Source organism: Rhodanobacter sp. L36 (assembly GCF_009765755.1).
Taxonomy (GTDB): domain Bacteria; phylum Pseudomonadota; class Gammaproteobacteria; order Xanthomonadales; family Rhodanobacteraceae; genus Rhodanobacter.
The window spans coordinates 1-20701 of record NZ_LMUV01000003.1 but is presented as its reverse complement, the minus strand read 5'-3'; the positions used below and the strand labels follow the sequence as shown (position 1 = coordinate 20701).

Sequence of the window (20701 nt, the reverse complement as noted above, 5' to 3'; positions counted from 1 at the left end):
ATCCTTTCGCGATGTCATTCGATGTTTGCGCGTGCGCACGACGACGGCCGTGCGCGGCAAAGCTTCCGGAATATACATCGCTGCCCGCGCATCATCGCGGGCGCCATGGACTGACGAGCGGGACTTTCGCCGATGTCACTCAAGGGTGTAGAAACGCCAGCTCATCCCCTGCCCACGATTCCCCATGTCCGAGATATCGCTGCTGATCCGTCTGGCCGAAGACGATGACGACTTCATCCTCGCCTTGGTGCCGCGCCTGGTTGATTTCCCGCTACCGGCGTGGCGACCGCGGCACGAATGCCTCAAGGGCACGCGCGACGACCTGCTCGGACATCTCGAGGATCAACCGGCGAATCAATTTCTGTTCGTGGCCGAAGACACCGATGGCGAACGTGTCGGTTTTGTCGAGCTGCACAAGACCCAGGATTTTTTCACCGGCCGCAGCAACTGCCATGTCCACAACATCGTGGTGGCGCCGGGGCACGACGGGCGCGGCGTGGGTCGCGCGCTGATGACGCACGCCGAAACGTGGGCGCGCGAACATCACTGTTCGCTGATGACGCTGGCGGTATTCCCCGGCAACGAACGTGCGCGCGCGCTGTACGAATCGTGCGGTTACGGAACCGATTTGCTGCGCATGGCCAAACCGCTGCGTTGAACCGGCAGGCCAAAAAAAAGATGGCGCGAGTGCGCCATCTTCTTGTCTTGCCGGAGCAGTATCGCTGCCGCGAAGAATCAGTTCTTCGGGCCGTCCGACGCTTCTTCGGCGATCTCGCGCTCGCTCAGGCGGAACGCGAGGCGATCGATGTTGGACAGCGACAGCAGGTGGGCATACACCCAGCCCAGCACGCCTTCGCGCATCAACTCGTAGGTGGCTTTCTCGTCCAGCTTGCGCAGCTTTTCCTCGTCGACCACGAACAGGCCGTTGAGATTGATCGCCTTGCCTTCCTGGCCATCCTTGCCGTCTTTCTGCAGACGCACGTTGCGCGGTACCAGCAGCTCGTTCTTGAGCAGTTGCTTCATGAACCACTTGGTGCGCGCCACGTTCTGCTGGAATTCGCCGAGGAAGCCGACGGCGTTAGTCAGCAGTTCGGTATCCGTGCCGTCTTCCTTGAACAGGCGCTCGCCTTCGTCTGCATTGAAGCCTTCGTACTGTTCGTCGAGGAACACGGTGAAGTCGTCGCCTTCCTGACCGGCCGGCTTTTCAGCCAGCACGAACGGGTAGCGGCGCACGAACGCCGGCACGTAGACGTTGGGCGCCCATTTGCCTTCGGTGTCGACGTACAGGTTTTCGTTGAGGCGCAAGCCGAGCAACGCGACCGGGCCGGCATCTTCGATGCTGTTGCCGGCGAACACGATCAGGTGATCGCGCGCGGCAATGCCGAATTCCGCACCGGTCAGGGGCACCGAATGCGCGTTCATCGCAAACTTGACGTTCGGCACGGGCTTCAGGCGCAGGTCCTTGTGCTCGGTGCGGTTGAGCGGAACGGGACGCTCGTAGAAAAGAACTTCAGCCACGTTGCTTACCTCTGCCCCGCCGTGCCGGGGTCGCCACGGAAGCTCCCCCTCCCAAACCCGGCGTGGGGTCTGTGTTGATCGGCAATCATATCAGCGCTTCCATGCCGCGGCGACCGGCCGCCGATGGCGTAGCAGCGGCCTTTGCATGCGAATTGCAACGGAATTGTTCTATGCTGGCCCGAATGGGACATCTTGCATTGCCGAAACGCTCTTTCGAAGCCATGGCTGAAGGACGGATTACATGCTGATGGAAGTGCCGAACCGGTCCGATCTCCACTCGACCCGGGTTCTCTCGCTCGACGCCGCTGGCCGCATCCTCGACTGGATCAGCTGGCAGGACGCGGTTTGCCTCTACGTTCGCGACGCGGTCGCCTGGACGCTCGGCGACCCCTGCCTCACCGTGCATGGCGGCATCAACCGCGCCGGCAGCCAGAGTTTGATGCACCTGCATCCGATCATCGCCAGTACCGGCCATTGCCGCGACCACGCGATCGACCCCGCACCCGCACTCACCAACACCGCGTTGTTCGCGCGCGACCGGCACATCTGCCTGTATTGCGGCAATCACTACAGCCGCGGCGAACTCACCCGCGATCACGTGATGCCTGTATCGAAAGGCGGCCACGACGAATGGGAGAACGTGGTCAGCGCGTGCCTTGCCTGCAATCTGAAAAAGAGCAACCGCACGCCGCAGCAGGCGCATATGCCGCTGCTCGCCGTGCCATATCGGCCGAGCTGGGTGGAACACCTGATCCTGTCCAACCGCAACATCCTGGCCGACCAGATGGAATTCCTGGTCAGCCACCTGCCACGCCAGCGACGCGCCGCGCTCGCCTGATCTGCGTTCCCGATCAGGTCTGATCGTCTGGCTCGGCGGCCAGTGCTTCCTCGACGTTGTCCAGTTCGCTCCGGCCTTTTTCCGCCAGCCGGCAGTAGTGAACACGGATGCGCTCCAGCGTCACGTCGTCCAGTTCTTCGAGATTGAGCAACGCGTTGTGCGCGCGACTGCTGCGGATCAGTTCGTCCAGCTTGATCTGCACGGCCGCGCCGTCGCGGTTCTGGGTGTTCTGGATCAGAAACACCATCAGGAACGTGATGATCGTGGTGCTGGTATTGATCACCAGTTGCCACGTGTTGCCGAACTGGAACATCGGCCCGGTGGCGGCCCACGCGATCACGAGCAGAACCGCGGCGATGAACGTCGCCGGCTTTCCGGCAGCAGTGGAGGTACGTGCAGCAAAGCGGCGGAACGCGGTTGAAGCACTCATGGCGATAATCCCTGGGTTGATGGCTTCGTATACAGCGTTTTTCTCCACGCGTATCCGTTGCCGGGCTCGCCCGGGCGTTGTCGCCCTGCCACGTTCACCTCTTCGCCCTTGCCCCGCCTTGCCGGTGGGCCAACAATAGGCGGATGAACGACCTCACCAACTACCCTCATCTGGCCCCGATCGAGACACCGGCCGACCTGCGGCGCATCTCCGATGAGGACCTGCCGGCGGTGGCAGACGAGTTGCGCCGCTATCTGATCGAGGCAGTGGCAAGTTCCGGCGGCCACTTCGGTGCAGGCCTGGGCGTGGTGGAACTGACCGTCGCCCTGCACCACGAATTCGATACCCCGAACGACCGCCTCGTGTGGGACGTCGGCCATCAGTGCTACCCGCACAAGATTCTCACCGGCCGCCGCGACCGCATCACCACGATCAAGAAGAAAGACGGCTTGGCGCCGTTCCCGCGCCGCGAGGAAAGCGAGTACGACACCTTCGGCGTTGGTCATTCGTCCACCTCGATCTCGGCTGCGCTCGGTATGGCGATCGCCGCGCAACGCAAAGGTGACACGCGAAAGATCGTTGCGGTGATCGGCGATGGCGCAATGACCGCCGGCATGGCATTCGAAGCGCTGAACCATGGTGGCGACGTCGAGCCGAACATGCTGGTGGTGTTCAACGACAACGGCATGTCGATCAGCGAGAACGTCGGCGCGCTGACCAAGATGATGGCCCGCGCGATGGCCAGCCAGACACTCAACACCTGGCGCGAACGGGCGAAACGCGCGATTCCGAAGCAGTCGTTCTTCGGCCGTTTCTTCAAGCGCTGGGAAGAACACGCCAAGGGCATGTTCGTGCCGAGCACCCTGTTTGAAGAACTCGGCTTCCACTACACCGGCCCGATCGACGGCCACAACATGCCGCAACTGCTGCAGGCGCTGCGCACGGTAAAAAACCTGCCCGGCCCGCAGTTGCTGCACGTCATCACCACCAAGGGCAAGGGCTACGCACCAGCGGAACAGGCGCAGATCGAATACCACGCGGTCGGTCCGTTCGATCCGCAGGCCGGGTTGACGAAAAAATCCGGCCCGGCGAAACCGACCTATACCGACATCTTCGGCGACTGGCTGTGCGATCAGGCCGCTGCCGATGCTCGCCTTCTGGCGATTACGCCGGCGATGCGCGAGGGCTCGGGACTGGTGCGTTTCTCCCGCGAATATCCACAGCGCTACTTCGACGTGGCGATCGCCGAACAGCACGCAGTGACGCTGGCGGCCGGCATGGCCTGCGAAGGCGCCAAGCCGGTCGTGGCGATCTACTCCACGTTCCTGCAACGGGCCTACGATCAGGCCATCCACGATGTGGCGCTGCAAAATCTCGACGTCACCTTTGCGATCGATCGCGCCGGCGTCGTCGGCCCCGATGGCGCGACACATTCGGGTAGTTTCGATCTGAGTTTCCTGCGCTGCCTGCCGAACATGGTGGTGATGGCGCCGGCCGACGAAAACGAATGTCGCGTGATGCTCAGCACCGGCTTCGAGTATCACGGTCCGGCGGCGATACGTTACCCGCGCGGCGTCGGGACAGGCGCAGCGATCCATCACGAGCTCGATACGTTGCCGATCGGCAAGGCGGAACTGCGTCGTCGTGGACACGGCCTCGCACTGCTCAGCTTCGGTGTCATGCTCGCGCCCGCCGCCATCATCGCCGCCGAACTCGACGCCACGCTGGTCAACATGCGCTTCATCAAGCCGCTCGACGAATCGATGCTGATCGAACTGGCAAAGACTCACGATGGCTTCATCACGCTGGAAGACAACGCCATCGCCGGTGGCGCCGGCTCGGGCGTGGCCGAGTGCCTGGCTGCGCACGGTATCGTCAAACCGATCCTTCATCTTGGCCTTCCAGACGTCTATCTGGAACACGGCAGCCGCGAGGAAGTGCTGGCCATGGCCGGGCTAGATCTCGCCGGCATTCGACACGCAATCCATGCACGCTTTCCACCCGTTGCTGCGTCGAACGTCGCCAGCGCGGGCTGATATCGATAAGAAAAATCGGGTCAGACGCGGCCGCCCGAAACGCGGTCGCGATGTTCCAGATCCTGAGCGGTGAAAACCTCGTCGTAGCCGTCGGAAGCGAGCAAGGCACGCACGGCTTCGCCCTGATTCCAGCCATGCTCGAACAGCAGCCAGCCGTCGGCTTCAAGGTGATTTCTGGCATCCCGCACGATGCGCCGTATGTCATCGAGACCATCGTGTCCCGATGCCAGCGCTATCGAAGGTTCAAAACGCAGATCACCTTGTGCCAAATGCGCATCGTCCGCTTCGATGTACGGCGGATTCGACACGATCATATCGAACTGGCGATCCCCGGTCGGACTCAGCCAGTCGCCTTGCGCGAAATCGATATTGGCGATATTCAATCGCTCAGCGTTTCGCCGCGCCACATTCAACGCCGCAGCGCTCGCGTCCGTCGCCATCAATTGAACCAGCGGCCGCTCGCTGGCGATCGCGAGCGCTATCGCGCCGCTGCCGGTTCCCAGATCCGCGACTGAAAGCGTCCGATCATTTGCCAGTAGTTGCAGCGCCAGTTCGACCAGCAACTCTGTCTCAGGGCGCGGAATCAACGTGGCCGGGGTCACTTCCAGCTCCATCGACCAGAAACCGCGACGTCCGGTGAGATAGGCCACCGGCTCGCCCTCAACTCGACGATCGATCAAGGTTGCATAAGCCGTCTGGACGTCCATATCCGGCATGTCATCGGCATGCGAGAACAACCAGCTGCGTGGCTTTCCAAGCACGTGCAGCAACAACGCTTCGGCATCTGCCTGTTCGCCGAGTCGCTGCGTCGCCGCTGTCAGCATGTCGCGGAGCTCAGCCATGCGGCGGCAACTCCGCATCCGCATCTGTTGGCAATTCAGGTGGCGCAACCACCGGTTTCGGCGCGTGCGCGGCCCAGTAGCCGCCGCTGGTCCACGCGTTGAACGCCCAGCGCAGCCAGCCGATCAACGCGTTCGCCAACCACAAGGCCCACAGCAACATGGCGATCTTGTAGACCCACAGCGACACGCTCAGCACGCCGCCATTCGGCAGGGCGTTGGCGCTCTGGTCGGCGAACCAGCGCAAATTCCAAGCATCGGAATCGTTGCCCGCGATGTGCATGTCGGGCAAGCCGAGCAAACCCTTCGGCACTGCAGAAACGAGCACCACCAGCGCCAGCATTGTCAACGCCGCGAGACCAAACTGCAGCAAGTTGAAGATAGCGGTGTTCCGGTGTTCCGCAGACACTCGACGCGCGCGCAAACCGAAGACGATCAGCCATACGACAACCAGTGCGTACGCACTCCAAGCGAAGGCCGAGAACCCGAGGCCAAGCAACAGCCATTGATGGAATCGCAACGGCGTGGGTGCATAGCGTGCCAGCAACCACGAGGCGAGCAGCAGAACCAGCAACTGCGACCACACCATCACCGCCGGTCCGTTGGTCGGCCCCCAGGTCCACAGCACCCAGCGATTCTGCGGCAATTGCAAGGCAAGATCGATGTTCGCCACCGGCGCGTGCAATGCGAACGATGGCGTGCCGACATGCGTGGTGATGCCATGCGGTTCACGCAGATGCAAGGCGTAGACGTGCTCGCCCGGCAGCAGCGGAAGACTGAGCTTGCCCTCGCGTACGGCGAGGTTGATCGACTCGCCGTCGCGTTGCGCATCGAGCAGTTCGGCGCCCGTCGGCAAGTCGATTGCATGTTCGCCACCGCGCGTGCTGCGCGCGTGCAACGTCAGTGTCGTTTCGCTGGCGCGTTCGCCAATCGTGCTACCCAGCTGCACGCCATCAAAGGCCAGGCTGTCACCCACAACTGCCTGCGGTTGCGTCAAAGCCAGTTGCAGCGTTTCGCCGGGCAATGGCTGGTAGTGCAGACCATCGGCGCTGGCGCTGGTCGGCACGCCCTGCGCATCGACATGCCACATCGGCGACACATGGATTTCCCACGTCTCGGCACGCTCGCCCAGGGGCGGCGACTGCAACGAAAGTTTCGCGATATGATCGAGCCGACTGGTCCAGTGCACGACGTTGACGTTGGCATTGAAGGTGATGCTGATGCGGCCATCCCTGACCAGCGCGTCGTCACCCAGCGGATGCTCGCCCGCCAGCAATGGCAAGGCGATGCTGAAACCGCCATCCTGCGGCGCGATGCGTTCGACCGTGTTTTCCACCGTCCAGTCCAGACCCAGCACGAGGCTGCGGGTCAGACGTACGTAAGGCGGAAAGTTCTGCACCGGCGCGAGATCCTTGCCGGCGCCGGCCGCCTGCACGCGATGTAGCGCGATGCTGTCGCCGAGCGGGCGCCCATCGTCCACGCCGTCGAGTGACCAGCCCGCACCATTGAATGACACGTGCTGCGGGCGCAAGGCGAAGTTGATGGTCGTGCTGTCGGCCGTACCGACGTGATAGCGCAGGCTGATCTGGTGCACGCCACGATCCAGTCGCACCCACAGTTCGTCGTCGCGACGCAGCAGCGGCGCATTCGCGTGACCGTCCACGGCCACTTCGATAAGTTGCAGGGCGCCGTCTTCATGCGGCAATGGCATGGCGACCGTTGCACCAATATGTGCTTCGAGCAACACGCTGAGTGTGTCGCCGTTTGCCTGCACGTGTGCCTGTGCGAGTCCGGCACACTGCGGCGCACATTTCGGGGCTTCTTCCAGTCGATTGCGCAATTGATCGAGCAACGGCTGGCTCGGAAAGTTTTGCGCGTGCGCGCCGTGCGGCAACAACGCGAGCATGAGCAACGCTGCGCTCACCGTTCGTCCATGACGCCACGCCTGCCAACGTCCGCGCAGAGGAGCGAACAGATTCTGGGCAAGCTTCGCCAGCAAAGTTGCCAGCAGCGCTACCAGCAACACGCGCAGCATACGGATCAGCCAAGCCGGCGCGATCACCAGATGCGTGCTTTGTTCTGGCGTCACCGGACCGGACCAGCCGAGTCGATAGTTGTTGCCCTCGTTCCATTGCGGTGTGCCGGCGCCGGCCTGGACTACGCTGCGGCTGTCTTGCTGGAGATTCATGGATGCTCCGGTCACCTTCACCGCCGACAAGCCTTGCGATGGCGCAGTCGTGACCGGCTCGGGCGGCGGCGCGCTTTCCGCCATGGGCGGAGCCGGAGGTCCAGGGGGTGCAGGTGGCGACGCCGCCACGGCGTTCTCGGAAGCCTCTTCGGTCGACTTCGCTGATTTCGCCTTCTCGTAGTAGAAAAGCTTGTCCTTGTTGTCCGACCGATCGGCGAAACTTGCCGACATCATGCGGCTATCCGTCGCTGCTTCCAGTTGCGGGTGCATCGCATACTGCAGCTGGCTAGCTACGAATGGCAGCGTGCACAGCAGCGCGAGTGCGAATACCAGCAACGCACCCGCACGCGCATATCGATGCAGCCGGCCCACAGGCAACGCGCGCAGCAGCAACATCAACGCGAGCACGGCGGCCAAGGTCCACAACGGTGCGTGGCCTTCGTGCTGCGCCAGCGCGAGATAAGCTGCGGCAAGCAACGCCCATGGCCAACCGAGCAGACGTCCGGCCAGCAGGGCGATCAGCGCAAGAACGAACAGATCGAGCAGGCTCCATTGGCCGATCCATGAATCCGGCGAGCGGTCCGCGCCGATCGCGCCCAGCAATCGATAACCGTAAGGCAGGTGCAGCGTGGCATCGATGTTTTCCACCGGCAGTTGCCAGCCCGAGCTCGGGATCGCACCGCCATGCTCCGGCAGGCGCAGTCCCGCAGTCAGGTTCAGTTGGCGCTCGCGCAATTCCACGCCGTTGCTTCCGTGCAAACTCGTGGTGATCAGCAACGGATCACCGTTCTGCGCGGCGCGCTGAAGTTGCCACGGCGCCATCGCATCCAGACGTTGTTGATGGCGCAACTCGCCAGTGAGATGGTCGGCGACATTGAATCCGCGACCATCGAAATCCAGCCACAACTCGCGTTGCAGGTTCAGCCGATCGCCTTGTCCGCCTTCATCCCCACGCGTGCCCTGCTCGATCGCAAGACCCGATGCATCGTCGAGCACATAGGCCGGCAACGCGTTCCAGTCATCCGGCACGCCGGCCTGCGCCGCGTCCGTGGCGTTGCCGGCGACGCGCGTGCTGCGCAGCGTGGTGTCGTCGGCGTAACTCCAGATTTCCTGCCGCGGCCATGGCGCTGCCGGAAGTTTCAGCGCGACCTTGTCGAGGTTCGCGGCGCTGCGCGCGGCCAGCGTCAACGTCCACTGGCCGGGACGCAATTGCACGCGCAGGCGACCGTCGTTTTCCAGCCGCGCCGGCAGATCGCCCGACAATGCCGTTGCGATGAACCCGCCCGGCAATACCGGGCCGAGCACCAGTTCGCGCGCACTGCCGGCCACGTCAAACTGCAATTGCGTTTCGAGCGTCGCCGGTAGTCCATCCTGCAGGCGACGATAGACACGAAGCGACAACGCATCGGCCGCGCGTTGGGCCGCCTCAGCTTCGCCGAGCGTCAGCTGATCGGCGTTGCGTTCGACGCGCGTCACCGCCACGCCATCGACGGTCAGCGTGATCAGCCCGATCGCCGCAGGCACCTGCAATCGCGATGGTCGCGCGGACCACGGAAACGCACCGCGCACCTGATAGTCGCCGGGCGCAAGCCACAGTGCAGGCAGGTTGTTCTGCTGCAGCACGACGGCCGGCTGATTGTTCGCAGTGACCTGCTGCGGCCAGTGGCGAACGTCGCCCGGCAACGTGATCCAGCCCGGCGCATCCACATGCACGTCGAGAGCGAAATGCGCACCGTCCTTGCCGGCATCGAGTGTCAATCGGCCGGGCCACGCACAGGCGTAACTGTCCGCGCCGGGTGGCTGGCTGGAAAGAAACGGGCAATCGTGCTGCGGCGAATCGTGCAGCACCCACGCCTGCCAGTCGCGCAGCGGCGGCGGCACGTCCTGCGCGAGCAACGGTGTCGCCAGCATCAGCCACAAGCCCAGCAAACCCAACCATCGACGAAGCATGTCTCTCTCCCTGTGTGCCTGCGACCGGCACAGTGTAGGTGGAACACGGCAGGCACACAGCGGCGATCGCATCCTGATGGCGTCGTCACTCGTATCTGAAAAATCGAACCTCGATACCGTGAAACGCAGGCCGCGGTGAAACGGGGTCGATCGATGTCGATTTATTTGCACCACTCTGCAGAGGATGTTTCGCATGCCACGCCCGACTTCGTCCATGCCGCCTCGGCACGGTCTGTTCGCAAGAGTTTTCGTGTTGCTCGGCGGCGCCTTGCTTGCCGGCTGTCAGGCCACGCTCTTCAGTGGCTTCAATGCCACCGCAAGCAAGGCAGGCGTGGTCGTCCAGCGGGACATCGTGTTCGACGCCGAACATCACCTGGCGCTCGACATCTACCGCCCAGCCAACGCGTCACATGCGCCGGTGGTGGTTTTCTTTTTCGGCGGCAGCTGGAAGTCGGGCAAGCGCGGCTGGTACGCGTGGGTGGGAGAGACGCTCGCGCAGCGCGGTATGGTGGTGGTGATTCCCGACTACCGCCTGTGGCCCGCAGTGAAGCTCGACGGCTTCATGCAGGACGGTGCGCGCGCCGTCGCGTGGGTGCATGCACATGCCGGCGACTACGGTGGCGACACTGATGCGCTGTTCGTGATGGGCCATTCGGCGGGCGCGCACATCGGCGCGTTGCTTGCCACCGATGCGCACTGGCTGGCTGCGGTCGGCATGCGGCCGCGACAGCTCGCCGGCTTCATCGGGCTGGCCGGGCCTTATGATTTCCTGCCACTCAAGGATGCCGACTACATCGACATGTTCGGCAGCACGCATGACGCGCAGTTGCGCTCGCAACCCGTGCATTTCGTCGACGGCGACGAACCGCCGATGTTGCTGATGCAAGGCACGACCGACAAGATCGTGTGGCCGCGCAACGCCGAATCACTGGCGCGCGAAATGCACCAGCATCACGAGCCGGTCGAGCTGAAGCTCTATCCGGATATCGGACATCTGGCGATCCTGTTTTCGATCTCGCGTCCGTTTCGCGGCAAGTCACCGGCGCTCGAAGACACCGTGCAATTCATCCAGTCGCAGGTCGCGCAACATCAGGCCACCAAGGCCAGCCCATGAAAAAAGCCGGGCGGTGAAGCCCGGCTTTTCATGCGAGGTCCCGGACCGATCAGCGGATCATCGCCGGATCCTGTTTCGTCTTGAGCGCGCTGCACAGCTGGATGCTCTCGCTGGTTTGCGCGAGTCCGCGTTCGATGCCGGGTGCGCTGGCGACGCGCGGCTTGAAGAACGTCTGCAACCGTTCGCCTTCCGCTTGCGAACAACCACCGCGTGATGCGAGACCGGGCAGGCGTCCGCCAGAGAAGCTGCCGGTGCGTTGCAGGATTTGCGAGTAATGCGCAGTGAACCACTGCCACATCGCGTTGCGACCGGCTTCGGTATCGCGCCCGCCCATCAGCAGCATCGACATCTCGCCGACCTTGACCTGCGGATTCAACGCGAAGTTGCGCACTTCCGCCGCGGCGGCCGGATCGTCAACGCCGGCCAACCCGGCAAGCATCGCGTTTCGAAGTGCGGCGTCGCTGGTTTTTGGCAGCTCGGCAACCAGTGCATCGATGGCGCTCTTGCCATGCTTCTGCACGGAAACCGCCAACGCCTGGCCGAGCAGATCGGGATCGGCGGCCGAAAGATTCAGACGTCCATATGCATTCGGCTTGAGGGCGGCATCACCTTGCGCAAGCAGCGCCGCACGCACTTCAGGCACCTTGAATGCCAGACCCAATGCGCCGGCAAGTTGGCTGCGCATCAATGCGGCATCTTCCGGTTCGCCATCCTTGCGTCGATAGCCGAGCTGCTCCAGCCGCGCGAGGTAGGCGTCTTTCACCCAAGCGGTGAGCACGGCGCGCTGCGCATCGGTGGTCGCTTCGTTGCGATAGATCCATTCGAGCTGATCGATCGGCGCGGTAGCGACGTCGAGAATCTTCGACGCGGTCAGCGGCTTCAATGCGGAGAGCACGTCGCCGGCATCGATGTCGCCGTGACGGAAACTCGCGTCGATGCCATCGGCGTACGCGAGCTGCTCGGCATCGCTGAGCTTGCCGGCCTGCGCGGTCAGTGCGGCGAGATCCTGCTTGCCCAGGCTGAAACGGTAGTAACCGTTCGCGCCGGCATTCGGCATGATCCACGTCGGCTTGCTCGCGCCGGGCAGCGCCATCGAACCGGTGGCCTTGTCGAGCATCTCGCAGCTGACCTTGCTGCCGTCAGCCGTGCCATAGCGAACGCACACTGGCACGCCCCACACGCGCTTGCTGTCGCCGGTGCTGCCGACCGGCAGGTAGCGACTCTGGCTCAGGTTCAACACGGTCTGGCCGTTTTTCTGGCTGAGCGAGGCCTGCACATACGGCACGCCGGATTGATCGAGGAAGCTGTTGAACGCGTGCTTGAACGATTCGCCCTTGTCGGCGGCCTGCGCGATCGACGACACCAGATCATCCGCAACTGCATTGCCGAACTTGTGCTTCTGCACGTACGCGCGCATACCTTTCTGGAACGTCTTTTCACCGACGTAGTTTTCGAACATGCCGATGACGCTCGCGCCCTTCTGGTACGTGATGCCGTCGAACGCGGTCATGATGTCGCCGTTGCCGGTGATCGGCTGGCGGATGCGTCGCGCACTGACCAGGCTGTCATTCGCCATCGCGCCTTGCGCGCCATCCACGCGATCGAGATCGGCGCGATATTCCGGATGCACCTGCATCGTCACTTTCTGTTGCATCCAGGTGGCGAACGCCTCGTTGAGCCAGATGTCGTTCCACCACTCCAGCGTCACCGTGTCGCCTGTCCACTGATGCGCGAGCTCATGCGCGGTGACGTCGAACGAACCCTGCACGTTGCGCGCCGGTGAGTCCTTGTCGAGCAGCAGCAGCCAGTCGCGGAACGTGACCAGGCCCGCGTTCTCCATCGCGCCCGCTTCGAAATCCGGCGCGGCGAGCACGTCGAGTTTGTCCCACGGATAACCGAAGCCGTAGTAGTTCTCCAGCGCGTGGATGATGCTCGGCGTTTCACTCAGCACATGCTGCATGCGATGACCTTCGCCGTGCGCCGCGACACCGCGCAACGGCAGCGCCTGGGTGCGATAAGCATTCGGCGAAATATCCGGACCCTTCACGATGTCCCACGGACCGACGCCGAATGCAACGAGGTACACCGGCAGCGGAAGCGTCTGCGCGAAGGTCAGCGTTTTCCAGCCCTTGCCGGCCGGCACTTCCTTCACTTGCTGCGTGTTCGCGACGGCGGTGTCGGCGTCGGGAATCGTCAGGCTGATATTGAACGGCGTCTTGAAACCGGGCTCGTCGAAACTCGGGAACGCGAAGCGCGCGCTGATCGGTTCCATCTGCGTCATCGCATACGGCTGGCCTTTCGCGCTGACCTTGTACAGACCCTGCAATTGCGCATTGAGCGGCGCGGTGTATTCAAAGCGGAGCGTAAGCTGCTGCGGCTTGAGGGTGCTGCCGAAATCCACGCGTACCACGCCGGCTTTCGGATCCGCTTCGACATAATTGCCCGCATGCACCTTGCCGGCCGCGTCGGTGATCTCGATTTTCGAGACTTTCAATTCCTTGCCGTCGATCCACAGATGATCGGACGCCTGCGCCAGCTTCACGCGGATCACCGTGGTGCCGGAGAAATTCTCCTGCGCCGGATCGACCTTGAACGCGATGTCATACGACTGCGGCGCAGCCCATTGCGGCAGGCGGCCCTGCGGGATCGCGTCCGTCGTGGCGGCGAACGACGCGCCGCAACAGGCGGCGAGCGTAGTGAGCAGAAGAGGACGAACGAGACGGCGCATGGCGGCTTTCCCCGGGACGAAAGAATGGTCAGCGAAGGTAGGCCGGCCATGACCTTCGACACAGTGCCAGAAGGCATGGACGGTTCTGCGGGCTCACACGGCAACAAAAAAAAAGCCGGACGTTGCCGTCCGGCTCTCGGTTGCCATCTTCAAAATCGAAGCGCGATATATCAGCTTGCGACGTCAGCCTGCTCCAGCGCCACGGCGACCGCGTGGATCACTGCCGCGATGCGTGCGGCGCTCTGGATCGGTTGCGCGGAAAGACCGTGCTTGCGCAATGTCTTCTCGTGCGACTCAAGGCATTTGCCGCAACCGTTGATCGCCGACACCGCCAGCGAGGCGAGTTCGAAATCGATCTTCTCGCCACCTGGATTCGCCATCGCATTCATGCGCAGGTTGGCGCGCAGCGTGCCGTATTCCTCGTCGCCCACCAGATGCAGGAAACGGTAGTAGACGTTGTTCATGCCCATGATCGACGCCGCGACGCGGGCGCCATTCAACTCTTCGGCGCTCGCGTGCTTCGCCGATTCCTCGTTGATCGCTGCGGTCAACGGCTTGTAGCGCGAGGCGATGGCCGATGCGAGCGCGATCACCGCGATCTGTTTCTGTGAGAGGCCGGGCGCGCCACCTTCGGTCAGCACGGACTCGAGGTTCAGGCGCAGATCCTTGGCGTAATCGGGCAACTGGCCCTTCAGATCAGCAAGACTCATAAGTCACCTCATCAAATTCTGGGCGAAAAAAACCGGCGGCGAAGCGAACCTCGCCGCCGGTGGGTAAGCCCGCGCATCAGCGGGGGGAGGGAGAGGCTCTGATGCGCGGGATGCTACAAACGAATGAGTGGATCAGGCGACGTGCAGCGTCTCTTCGCCCTGCTTCCAGTTGCACGGGCACAGCTCGTCGGTCTGCAAGGCGTCCAGCACGCGGAGCACTTCGGCCGGGTTGCGGCCGACCGAACCGTCGGTCACGTAGACGAAGCGGATGATGCCTTCCGGATCGACCAGGAACGTCGCGCGCTGCGCCACGCCGTCTTCGGTCAGGATGCCCAGCGCATTGCTGAGGTCTTTCTTGATGTCGGCCAGCATCGGGAACTTGAGGTCACGCAGGTCGGCGTGATCCTTGCGCCAGGCCAGATGCACGAACTCGCTGTCGGTGCTGGCGGCCAGCACCTGGGTGTCGCGGTCGGCGAACTGGCTGTTGACGTCGCTGAAGCCCTTGATCTCGGTCGGGCAGACGAAGGTGAAGTCCTTCGGGTAGAAGAACACGCACAGCCACTTGCCCTTGTAAGTGGCGTTGTCGATGTTCTGGAATGCCTTGTCCAGGCTTTCGATCGACACGGTGGCGGGAACGTTGAATTGGGGGAACTTGTCGCCGATGGTCAGCATGGGAATCTCCATTGCGGGTTGATTGATCGATTGGAAAACTTATCGGTTGTAAAGGTCTTGGGTCATCGCGGGCGACTTTCCTCCGCCTCCAGACCACGAAGATTACCCAGCCTTGAAGGATTGTTCAAATTGATTGTTACCATCACAATCATAGGCAACGTCTATCAATCATTCGCGAACCCGCCATGAATCTGCGCGATCTCCAGTACCTCGTAGCCCTTGCCGAACATCGACACTTCGGACGCGCCGCTGACGCCTGCTTCGTCAGCCAGCCCACCCTTTCCACGCAGATCAAGAAACTCGAGGACGAGCTCGGCGTATCGCTGGTCGAGCGCACGCCGAAAAGAGTCTTGCTGACCGAGGTCGGCCGTGACATCGCAGCGCGAGCCCGCGATGTGCTCAACGAGATCGAACAAATCCGTGGCGTGGCCCGGCGCACGCTCGATCCGGAATCGGGCACGGTGCGGCTGGGCATCTTTCCCACTCTCGGGCCTTACTTGCTGCCGCACGTGTTGCCACTGGTACGGACAACATTTCCGCGACTCGAACTGCTGCTGATGGAGGAGAAAACCGAGGCGGTACTGCGCATGCTGCGCGAGGGCCGACTCGATGCCGGCATCCTCGCCCTGCCCCTGCATGAGGAGAGCCTGCACGCTGAATTTCTGTTCGAGGAACCGTTCCTGCTGGCGGTATCCAGCGCGCATCCGCTGGCGCACAAACAGGGGCAGCTCAAGCTTGCCGACCTGTCCAGCCAGAACCTTCTGCTGCTGGAGGACGGGCATTGCCTGCGCGATCAGGCACTCGAGGTGTGTCACCTCAGCGGCGCCGGGGAACGCAGCGGTTTCCGCGCCACCAGCCTGGAAACGCTGCGACAGATGGTGGCGGCGAATGTCGGCATCACGCTGCTGCCGGTGATGGCGGTGAAGCCGCCGGTGGCGCCGGTGGAAAACCTGCACCTGATCGAATTCAAGGGACACCCGCCGAGCCGGCGCATCGCAATGGTCTGGCGCAAGAGCTCGGCGATGAACGGATTCCTCAAACAGCTCGCTGCGATCTTTCGACAACTGCCGAAAGACCTGCTCGACCCGCACTCCGCCAGCACACCCGCGCTGGCCGCCCTCGCGCCAGTGCGGACGCGCAAGCCAACTCGTCGCTAGTCGTTCGTCGTTCGTCGTTCGTCGCCAGCTGCACAACGCAATGTCATCGTTGCAAACGAATTCGGCACCGGAATGACCCGGTGCCGAGTGGCATCAAACCGCTGATCGAAAATCAGGCTGCAGTATCAACCCAGGTCGAAGCGGTCGAGGTTCATTACCTTGGTCCAGGCCGCCACGAAATCCGCGACGAATTTCTCCTGCGCGTCGGCGCTTCCGTAGACTTCCGCCAGCGCGCGAAGCTGCGCGTGCGAGCCGAAAACCAGATCGACACGGCTGCCAACCCATTTCACTTCACCGCTGGTGCGATCACGGCCCTCGAAACTGTCGGGGCCTCTGGAAATGGCCTTCCATTCCGTGCGCATGTCGAGCAGGTTGACGAAGAAGTCATTGGTCAACGCTCCCGGCCGCTTGGTAAAGACACCATGCGCGGTGTGCCCGACGTTGGTATCGAGTACGCGCATGCCGCCGACCAGTACGGTCATTTCCGGCGCAGTGAGGTTCAGCAACTGCGCCTTGTCCAGCAGCAGCGCTTCCGCCGAAACGTTGTAGCGCCCCTTGAGATAATTGCGGAAGCCATCGGCGATCGGCTCGAGGAAACCGAACGATTCCACATCGGTCTGCTGCTGCGAAGCGTCCATGCGACCCGGCGTGAATGGCACGGTGATGGATTGTCCCGCGCTCTTCACGGCCTGTTCGACACCCACCCCACCGGCCAACACGATCAGGTCGGCGAGCGAGATTTTCTTGTCGCCCGACTGCGCACGATTGAAATCGGCCTGTATGGTTTCGAGCGCCTCAAGCACCTCGGACACCGGAAGCGCCTGGTTGATCGCCCAATCCTTTTGCGGCGCAAGACGGATGCGCGCACCGTTGGCGCCACCGCGCTTGTCGGAGCCGCGGAAGGTCGCCGCCGATGCCCAGGCGGTCGACACCAGCTGCGACACGGACAATCCCGTGGCAAGAATCCTGCTCTTCAGCGCGGCGATGTCGTTGGCATCCACCAGCGCGTGATCCAGCGCAGGAATCGGATCCTGCCAGAGCAATTCCTCGCTCGGCACCTCCGGACCGAGATAGCGCGGCAGCGGGCCCATGTCGCGATGCGTGAGCTTGTACCAGGCACGTGCGAAAGCGTCGGCCAGCTGATCCGGATTTTCGAGGAAACGACGCGAAATCTTTTCGTAGATCGGGTCGAAGCGCAGCGCGAGATCCGACGTCAGCATGGCGGGCGCTCGCCGCTTCGACGGATCGAAAGCGTCGGGAACGTTTCCGGCGCCGGCACCATTCTTCGGTGTCCACTGATGGGCACCGGCCGGGCTCTTGGTCAGTTCCCACTCGAAGCCGAACATGTTCTCGAAATACTCGTTGCTCCACTTCGTCGGCGTGCTGGTCCAGGTCACATCCAGCCCGCTGCTGATCGCGTCCGCACCAGTGCCGCTGCCGTAGCTGTTCTTCCAGCCGAAACCTTGCTGCTCGATATCGGCAGCTTCGGGCTCGGCGCCGACGTTGTCCGCCGGGCCGGCGCCGTGCGTCTTGCCGAAGGCGTGACCACCCGCGATCAGCGCCACGGTCTCTTCGTCGTTCATCGCCATGCGCGCAAATGTCTCGCGGATATCCTTCGCCGATGCGAGCGGATCGGGATGCCCATCCGGGCCTTCCGGGTTCACATAGATCAGGCCCATCTGCACGGCGGCGAGCGGGTTCTCGAGGTTGCGGCCGTTATCGGTGCGGCTCTTCTCGCTGCCATGCAGGTCCGCCTCGGCAACGATCACGCCGTCGCCCGGGGGCTCCACGCCGTAACGCGAATCACCGCCAAGCCAGGTGGTTTCCGTTCCCCAGTAAACATCCTCTTCCGGTTCCCACACGTCCTCGCGACCGCCGGCGAAACCGAAGGTCTTGAAGCCCATCGATTCCAGCGCGACATTGCCGGTGAGAATGATCAGATCGGCCCATGAAATCTGCCGGCCGTACTTCTGCTTCACCGGCCAGATCAGGCGACGCGCCTTGTCGAGGTTGACGTTGTCCGGCCAGCTGTTCAGCGGCGCAAAACGCTGTTGACCGGCACCTGCGCCGCCGCGGCCGTCAGCGGTGCGATAGGTGCCCGCGCTATGCCACGCCATGCGCACGAAGAACGGCCCGTAGTGGCCGAAATCCGCCGGCCACCAATCCTGCGAATCCGTCATTACTGCCAGCAGATCTTTCTTCACTGCCGCCAGATCGAGGCCTTTGAATGCTTCGGCGTAATTGAAACTTCCGCCCATCGGATCGGACAACGACGAATGCTGGTGCAGGATTTTCAGGTTCAGCTGATTCGGCCACCAGTCGCGGTTGATCGTGCCACCGCCGGCTGCGTGGTTGATCGGACATTTCGATTCGGTAGACATGGGTACTCTCCACTTTGAGTTGGGTGCGGTCCGGTCTACGCAATGACGGCCGGTCAGTGTGGTGGCGCAGAAGCACGTGCTAGCTTGCCGACGGAAACGCGACGCGCGCATCCCTGAGATGCGGTCGATGCGTGGCTGGTCCGGATCCACGACATCAGGCATTGAATGTAGGCATGAGCATGGAATGTGTACAGTCAATTGTTTCAATCAGCTTCATAGCCAGTGGCTATGGCCGCACGCGCAGCAGCGAACTGGCGTTTGGGCCATGCGCCGCTTCATCGCCACCACTTCGGCGCATCGGCCAAACGCCATGATCGATCCGGGATGAGCATGCGCAAACTGTGGATGGGCGCGATCGTGGCGCTGGTGATCTGGGGCGCGTGGACGCACTGGCATCATCGCGCCGTGCTGCAGTCGCCCGGCGTGCTGGCACCCGCAGAACCGCAGCAGGTGAATCTCGATCATGGCGCCGTGCTGACCCAGGGCGACACCACGCTCACCACGCGCGCGCAGTTCGACATCACCGCGCGCGTGCTTTCGCGCAAGGATTATTCATGGGGCGACGACGCGAAACTGATCCCCGAAGATCTCGCACTCGGCTGGGGCCGCATGTCCGACAGCGACGTGCTCGCGAAAATCGAAATCACCCAGTCCGATCGCTTCTACTACTGGCATGTGGATGAATTCCCCATCCCGCGCCGCGAGATCGAAACCTCCAGCGCCAACATGCACCTGATCCCCGCCGACGACGGCGTGAAGCATCAACTCGAAGAAGTACGCGTCGGCCAGGTCGTGCACATCGAAGGCTTCCTCGTCGACGCCACCCGCGCCGATGGCTGGCACTGGAATACATCGATGACGCGCGAGGATACGGGCGCTGGGGCGTGCGAGTTGGTGTATGTGGAAAGCTTCGGCATCGCGACGCCCTGATACCTGTTACACCCATCGATCCGCAGGCGTAAACCGTTACACCCGCAAGAACACCGAATAACAGCGGACCATTCATCAACGCGTCGCCGCTGTCATCGGATAAGGCATTGCCTGGCAACGCAAACACGTATTGTGCGACCTGCAATCAACGCCACATACTCCGTGCAACACCCCGGATCCGGGGTCTACTTAGCGTTAGCGCCCATGAGATCACTACAATTTTGCGTTACGCTCTGGCTGCTTCTGAATCTCAGTGGCTGCGCTTCCCAGACTGCCCCTTGGCAGCAACTAGTAACACGTAACAATACGACGACGGCTAAGGTTGTTAGCACTGATTGTTCGAATCATGGAAGTGTTACTTATAGCTTCAATGTCGATGGCCATGACTATACGAATGTGTCGTATTGGATCGATCGACCATGCGACAAAATCAAGCGCGGAGACCCTGTCTTGGTCTACTACGACCCAGTTGTCCCGAGCACGAATACAACAATGAGTCCAGCAGACGCTTTGTGCCACTATCAAGTTCAGGCGGCCACTCCATTTATGTTCGTAGCCTTTTTGCTGGTCGTGGGCGGGATCCAACTCGCTCGCAAGTCGCGCTAACAAATCGTTCAAGGCGGACGGCTTCGCCGCCGCTTAACTCCAGCGTTAGGCCATGTCATTGCGACAAAGTCTTTTCATCATCGCAGCGCTGCTAATTTCCGCGCCTGCAAGCGCAACTTCAGCGTGGGATGAATACGACGCGCTTCTTTCCCGGCGGTGTCCTAGCCGCCATGCCGACCTCATTGTCGATGGACAGTATTTGGAATTTTTAGACAGCTTTGAGCACACCCTGCCACCTGATATGCGGCCCAACGCAAAAGCGCGCGCTGACATCCAGCACAAGTGCGGCGGGGAACAACAAGGCTTCAGTTGTGAAATGGCGCTTTCTTTGGAAGCATATCGAACGTTGAAACTAATGCATCGTTTCGTCGCATACACTTGCCATTCTGTTCGGTGCGAGGAGGCAGGCATCTGCAGCCAATTTCCTAAGGCGCCGCCATAAAAGCTGGCCTGCGGCTCGGCCTAACCACTCATCCAAGCGGACGGCTTCGCCGCCGCTCAATTCCAGCGTTAGCCGTAAACCATGAACATCATCGAACAGCTGGTTAGTGCCTTCCCACAAGCATCCTTGGTCGGATCCATAGATGACGCCTTTATTTTGGCT

At 62.3% G+C, this 20701-nt stretch carries 15 protein-coding genes; 6 read left to right on the top strand and 9 right to left on the bottom strand.

What is annotated here, in order from left to right; all coding sequences use genetic code 11:
- Positions 1 to 184 precede the first annotated feature (184 nt).
- The gene (locus GSQ73_RS05215; protein WP_158881784.1) at positions 185 to 658 is read left to right on the top strand and encodes a GNAT family N-acetyltransferase; all 474 of its coding nucleotides are present in this window, start codon (positions 185 to 187) and stop codon (positions 656 to 658) included.
- Positions 659 to 735: 77 nt separating this feature from the next.
- Here the strand turns inward: GSQ73_RS05215 and GSQ73_RS05210 are convergent, their stop codons facing one another.
- On the bottom strand, positions 736 to 1518 hold the full coding sequence (locus GSQ73_RS05210; protein WP_158881782.1) for a SapC family protein: 783 nt from the start codon (positions 1516 to 1518) through the stop codon (positions 736 to 738).
- Positions 1519 to 1759: 241 nt separating this feature from the next.
- On the opposite strand from GSQ73_RS05210, the gene GSQ73_RS05205 reads away from it, so the two are divergent.
- Complete coding sequence (locus GSQ73_RS05205) at positions 1760 to 2356, top strand: HNH endonuclease (protein WP_158881780.1); 597 nt, start codon at positions 1760 to 1762, stop codon at positions 2354 to 2356.
- A 13-nt stretch (positions 2357 to 2369) separates the two neighbouring features.
- Here the strand turns inward: GSQ73_RS05205 and GSQ73_RS05200 are convergent, their stop codons facing one another.
- Positions 2370 to 2786 carry a low affinity iron permease family protein gene (locus tag GSQ73_RS05200; RefSeq protein ID WP_158881778.1) on the bottom strand — a complete coding sequence of 139 codons (417 nt, stop codon included), beginning with the start codon at positions 2784 to 2786 and terminating at the stop codon, positions 2370 to 2372.
- A gap of 143 nt (positions 2787 to 2929) precedes the next feature.
- Here GSQ73_RS05200 and dxs point away from each other — a divergent pair, with 143 nt between their 5' ends.
- Complete coding sequence (dxs, locus tag GSQ73_RS05195; RefSeq protein ID WP_158881776.1) at positions 2930 to 4822, top strand: 1-deoxy-D-xylulose-5-phosphate synthase; 1893 nt, start codon at positions 2930 to 2932, stop codon at positions 4820 to 4822.
- Between the two features lie 20 nt (positions 4823 to 4842).
- On the opposite strand, the gene prmC is transcribed toward dxs, so the two are convergent.
- On the bottom strand, positions 4843 to 5664 hold the full coding sequence (prmC, locus tag GSQ73_RS05190; RefSeq protein ID WP_158881774.1) for a peptide chain release factor N(5)-glutamine methyltransferase: 822 nt from the start codon (positions 5662 to 5664) through the stop codon (positions 4843 to 4845).
- Positions 5657 to 9799 (bottom strand): hypothetical protein, encoded by a 4143-nt coding sequence (locus GSQ73_RS05185; RefSeq protein WP_158881772.1) that lies wholly within the window; start codon positions 9797 to 9799, stop codon positions 5657 to 5659. Before GSQ73_RS05185 ends, prmC begins: the two co-directional genes overlap by 8 nt.
- Before the next feature lie 193 nt (positions 9800 to 9992).
- Between GSQ73_RS05185 and GSQ73_RS05180 the strand changes: the two genes are divergently transcribed.
- A complete protein-coding gene (locus tag GSQ73_RS05180; protein ID WP_158881770.1) occupies positions 9993 to 10913 on the top strand; it encodes an alpha/beta hydrolase in 921 nt (306 codons plus the stop codon).
- A gap of 49 nt (positions 10914 to 10962) precedes the next feature.
- On the opposite strand, the gene GSQ73_RS05175 is transcribed toward GSQ73_RS05180, so the two are convergent.
- The 3 genes from GSQ73_RS05175 to GSQ73_RS05165 form a co-directional block, all read right to left on the bottom strand.
- Positions 10963 to 13641: a M1 family metallopeptidase gene (locus GSQ73_RS05175; RefSeq protein WP_158881768.1), complete on the bottom strand. Its 2679-nt coding sequence runs from the start codon at positions 13639 to 13641 to the stop codon at positions 10963 to 10965.
- A 170-nt stretch (positions 13642 to 13811) separates the two neighbouring features.
- A complete protein-coding gene (locus tag GSQ73_RS05170; RefSeq protein ID WP_158881766.1) occupies positions 13812 to 14351 on the bottom strand; it encodes a carboxymuconolactone decarboxylase family protein in 540 nt (179 codons plus the stop codon).
- Positions 14352 to 14483: 132 nt separating this feature from the next.
- On the bottom strand, positions 14484 to 15023 hold the full coding sequence (locus GSQ73_RS05165) for a peroxiredoxin (protein WP_158881764.1): 540 nt from the start codon (positions 15021 to 15023) through the stop codon (positions 14484 to 14486).
- Positions 15024 to 15208: 185 nt separating this feature from the next.
- Between GSQ73_RS05165 and GSQ73_RS05160 the strand changes: the two genes are divergently transcribed.
- Positions 15209 to 16180 (top strand): LysR substrate-binding domain-containing protein, encoded by a 972-nt coding sequence (locus tag GSQ73_RS05160; protein ID WP_158881762.1) that lies wholly within the window; start codon positions 15209 to 15211, stop codon positions 16178 to 16180.
- Positions 16181 to 16305: 125 nt separating this feature from the next.
- Here GSQ73_RS05160 and katG read toward each other — a convergent pair whose 3' ends face one another.
- Entirely contained in the window at positions 16306 to 18561 is a 2256-nt protein-coding gene (gene katG / locus GSQ73_RS05155) for a catalase/peroxidase HPI (protein ID WP_158881760.1), read from the bottom strand.
- Between the two features lie 324 nt (positions 18562 to 18885).
- Between katG and GSQ73_RS05150 the strand changes: the two genes are divergently transcribed.
- Positions 18886 to 19491: a hypothetical protein gene (locus GSQ73_RS05150; protein ID WP_254063288.1), complete on the top strand. Its 606-nt coding sequence runs from the start codon at positions 18886 to 18888 to the stop codon at positions 19489 to 19491.
- 958 nt (positions 19492 to 20449) lie between these two features.
- Here GSQ73_RS05150 and GSQ73_RS17905 read toward each other — a convergent pair.
- Positions 20450 to 20701 (bottom strand): hypothetical protein (locus tag GSQ73_RS17905; RefSeq protein WP_216844727.1); only part of this gene is annotated, 252 nt, incomplete at its 5' end.

Bases quoted from the DNA above. Each gene is read 5' to 3' on its own strand.
- GSQ73_RS05215 (WP_158881784.1), top strand. From the start codon at position 185: ATGTCCGAGATATCGCTGCTGATCCGTCTGGCCGAAGACGATGACGAC.
- GSQ73_RS05205 (WP_158881780.1), top strand. From the start codon at position 1,760: ATGCTGATGGAAGTGCCGAACCGGTCCGATCTCCACTCGACCCGGGTT.
- GSQ73_RS05200 (WP_158881778.1), bottom strand. From the start codon at position 2,786: ATGAGTGCTTCAACCGCGTTCCGCCGCTTTGCTGCACGTACCTCCACT.
- dxs (WP_158881776.1), top strand. From the start codon at position 2,930: ATGAACGACCTCACCAACTACCCTCATCTGGCCCCGATCGAGACACCG.
- prmC (WP_158881774.1), bottom strand. From the start codon at position 5,664: ATGGCTGAGCTCCGCGACATGCTGACAGCGGCGACGCAGCGACTCGGC.
- GSQ73_RS05185 (WP_158881772.1), bottom strand. From the start codon at position 9,799: ATGCTTCGTCGATGGTTGGGTTTGCTGGGCTTGTGGCTGATGCTGGCG.
- GSQ73_RS05180 (WP_158881770.1), top strand. From the start codon at position 9,993: ATGCCACGCCCGACTTCGTCCATGCCGCCTCGGCACGGTCTGTTCGCA.
- GSQ73_RS05175 (WP_158881768.1), bottom strand. From the start codon at position 13,641: ATGCGCCGTCTCGTTCGTCCTCTTCTGCTCACTACGCTCGCCGCCTGT.
- GSQ73_RS05170 (WP_158881766.1), bottom strand. From the start codon at position 14,351: ATGAGTCTTGCTGATCTGAAGGGCCAGTTGCCCGATTACGCCAAGGAT.
- GSQ73_RS05165 (WP_158881764.1), bottom strand. From the start codon at position 15,023: ATGCTGACCATCGGCGACAAGTTCCCCCAATTCAACGTTCCCGCCACC.
- GSQ73_RS05160 (WP_158881762.1), top strand. From the start codon at position 15,209: ATGAATCTGCGCGATCTCCAGTACCTCGTAGCCCTTGCCGAACATCGA.
- katG (WP_158881760.1), bottom strand. From the start codon at position 18,561: ATGTCTACCGAATCGAAATGTCCGATCAACCACGCAGCCGGCGGTGGC.
- GSQ73_RS05150 (WP_254063288.1), top strand. From the start codon at position 18,886: ATGAGCATGCGCAAACTGTGGATGGGCGCGATCGTGGCGCTGGTGATC.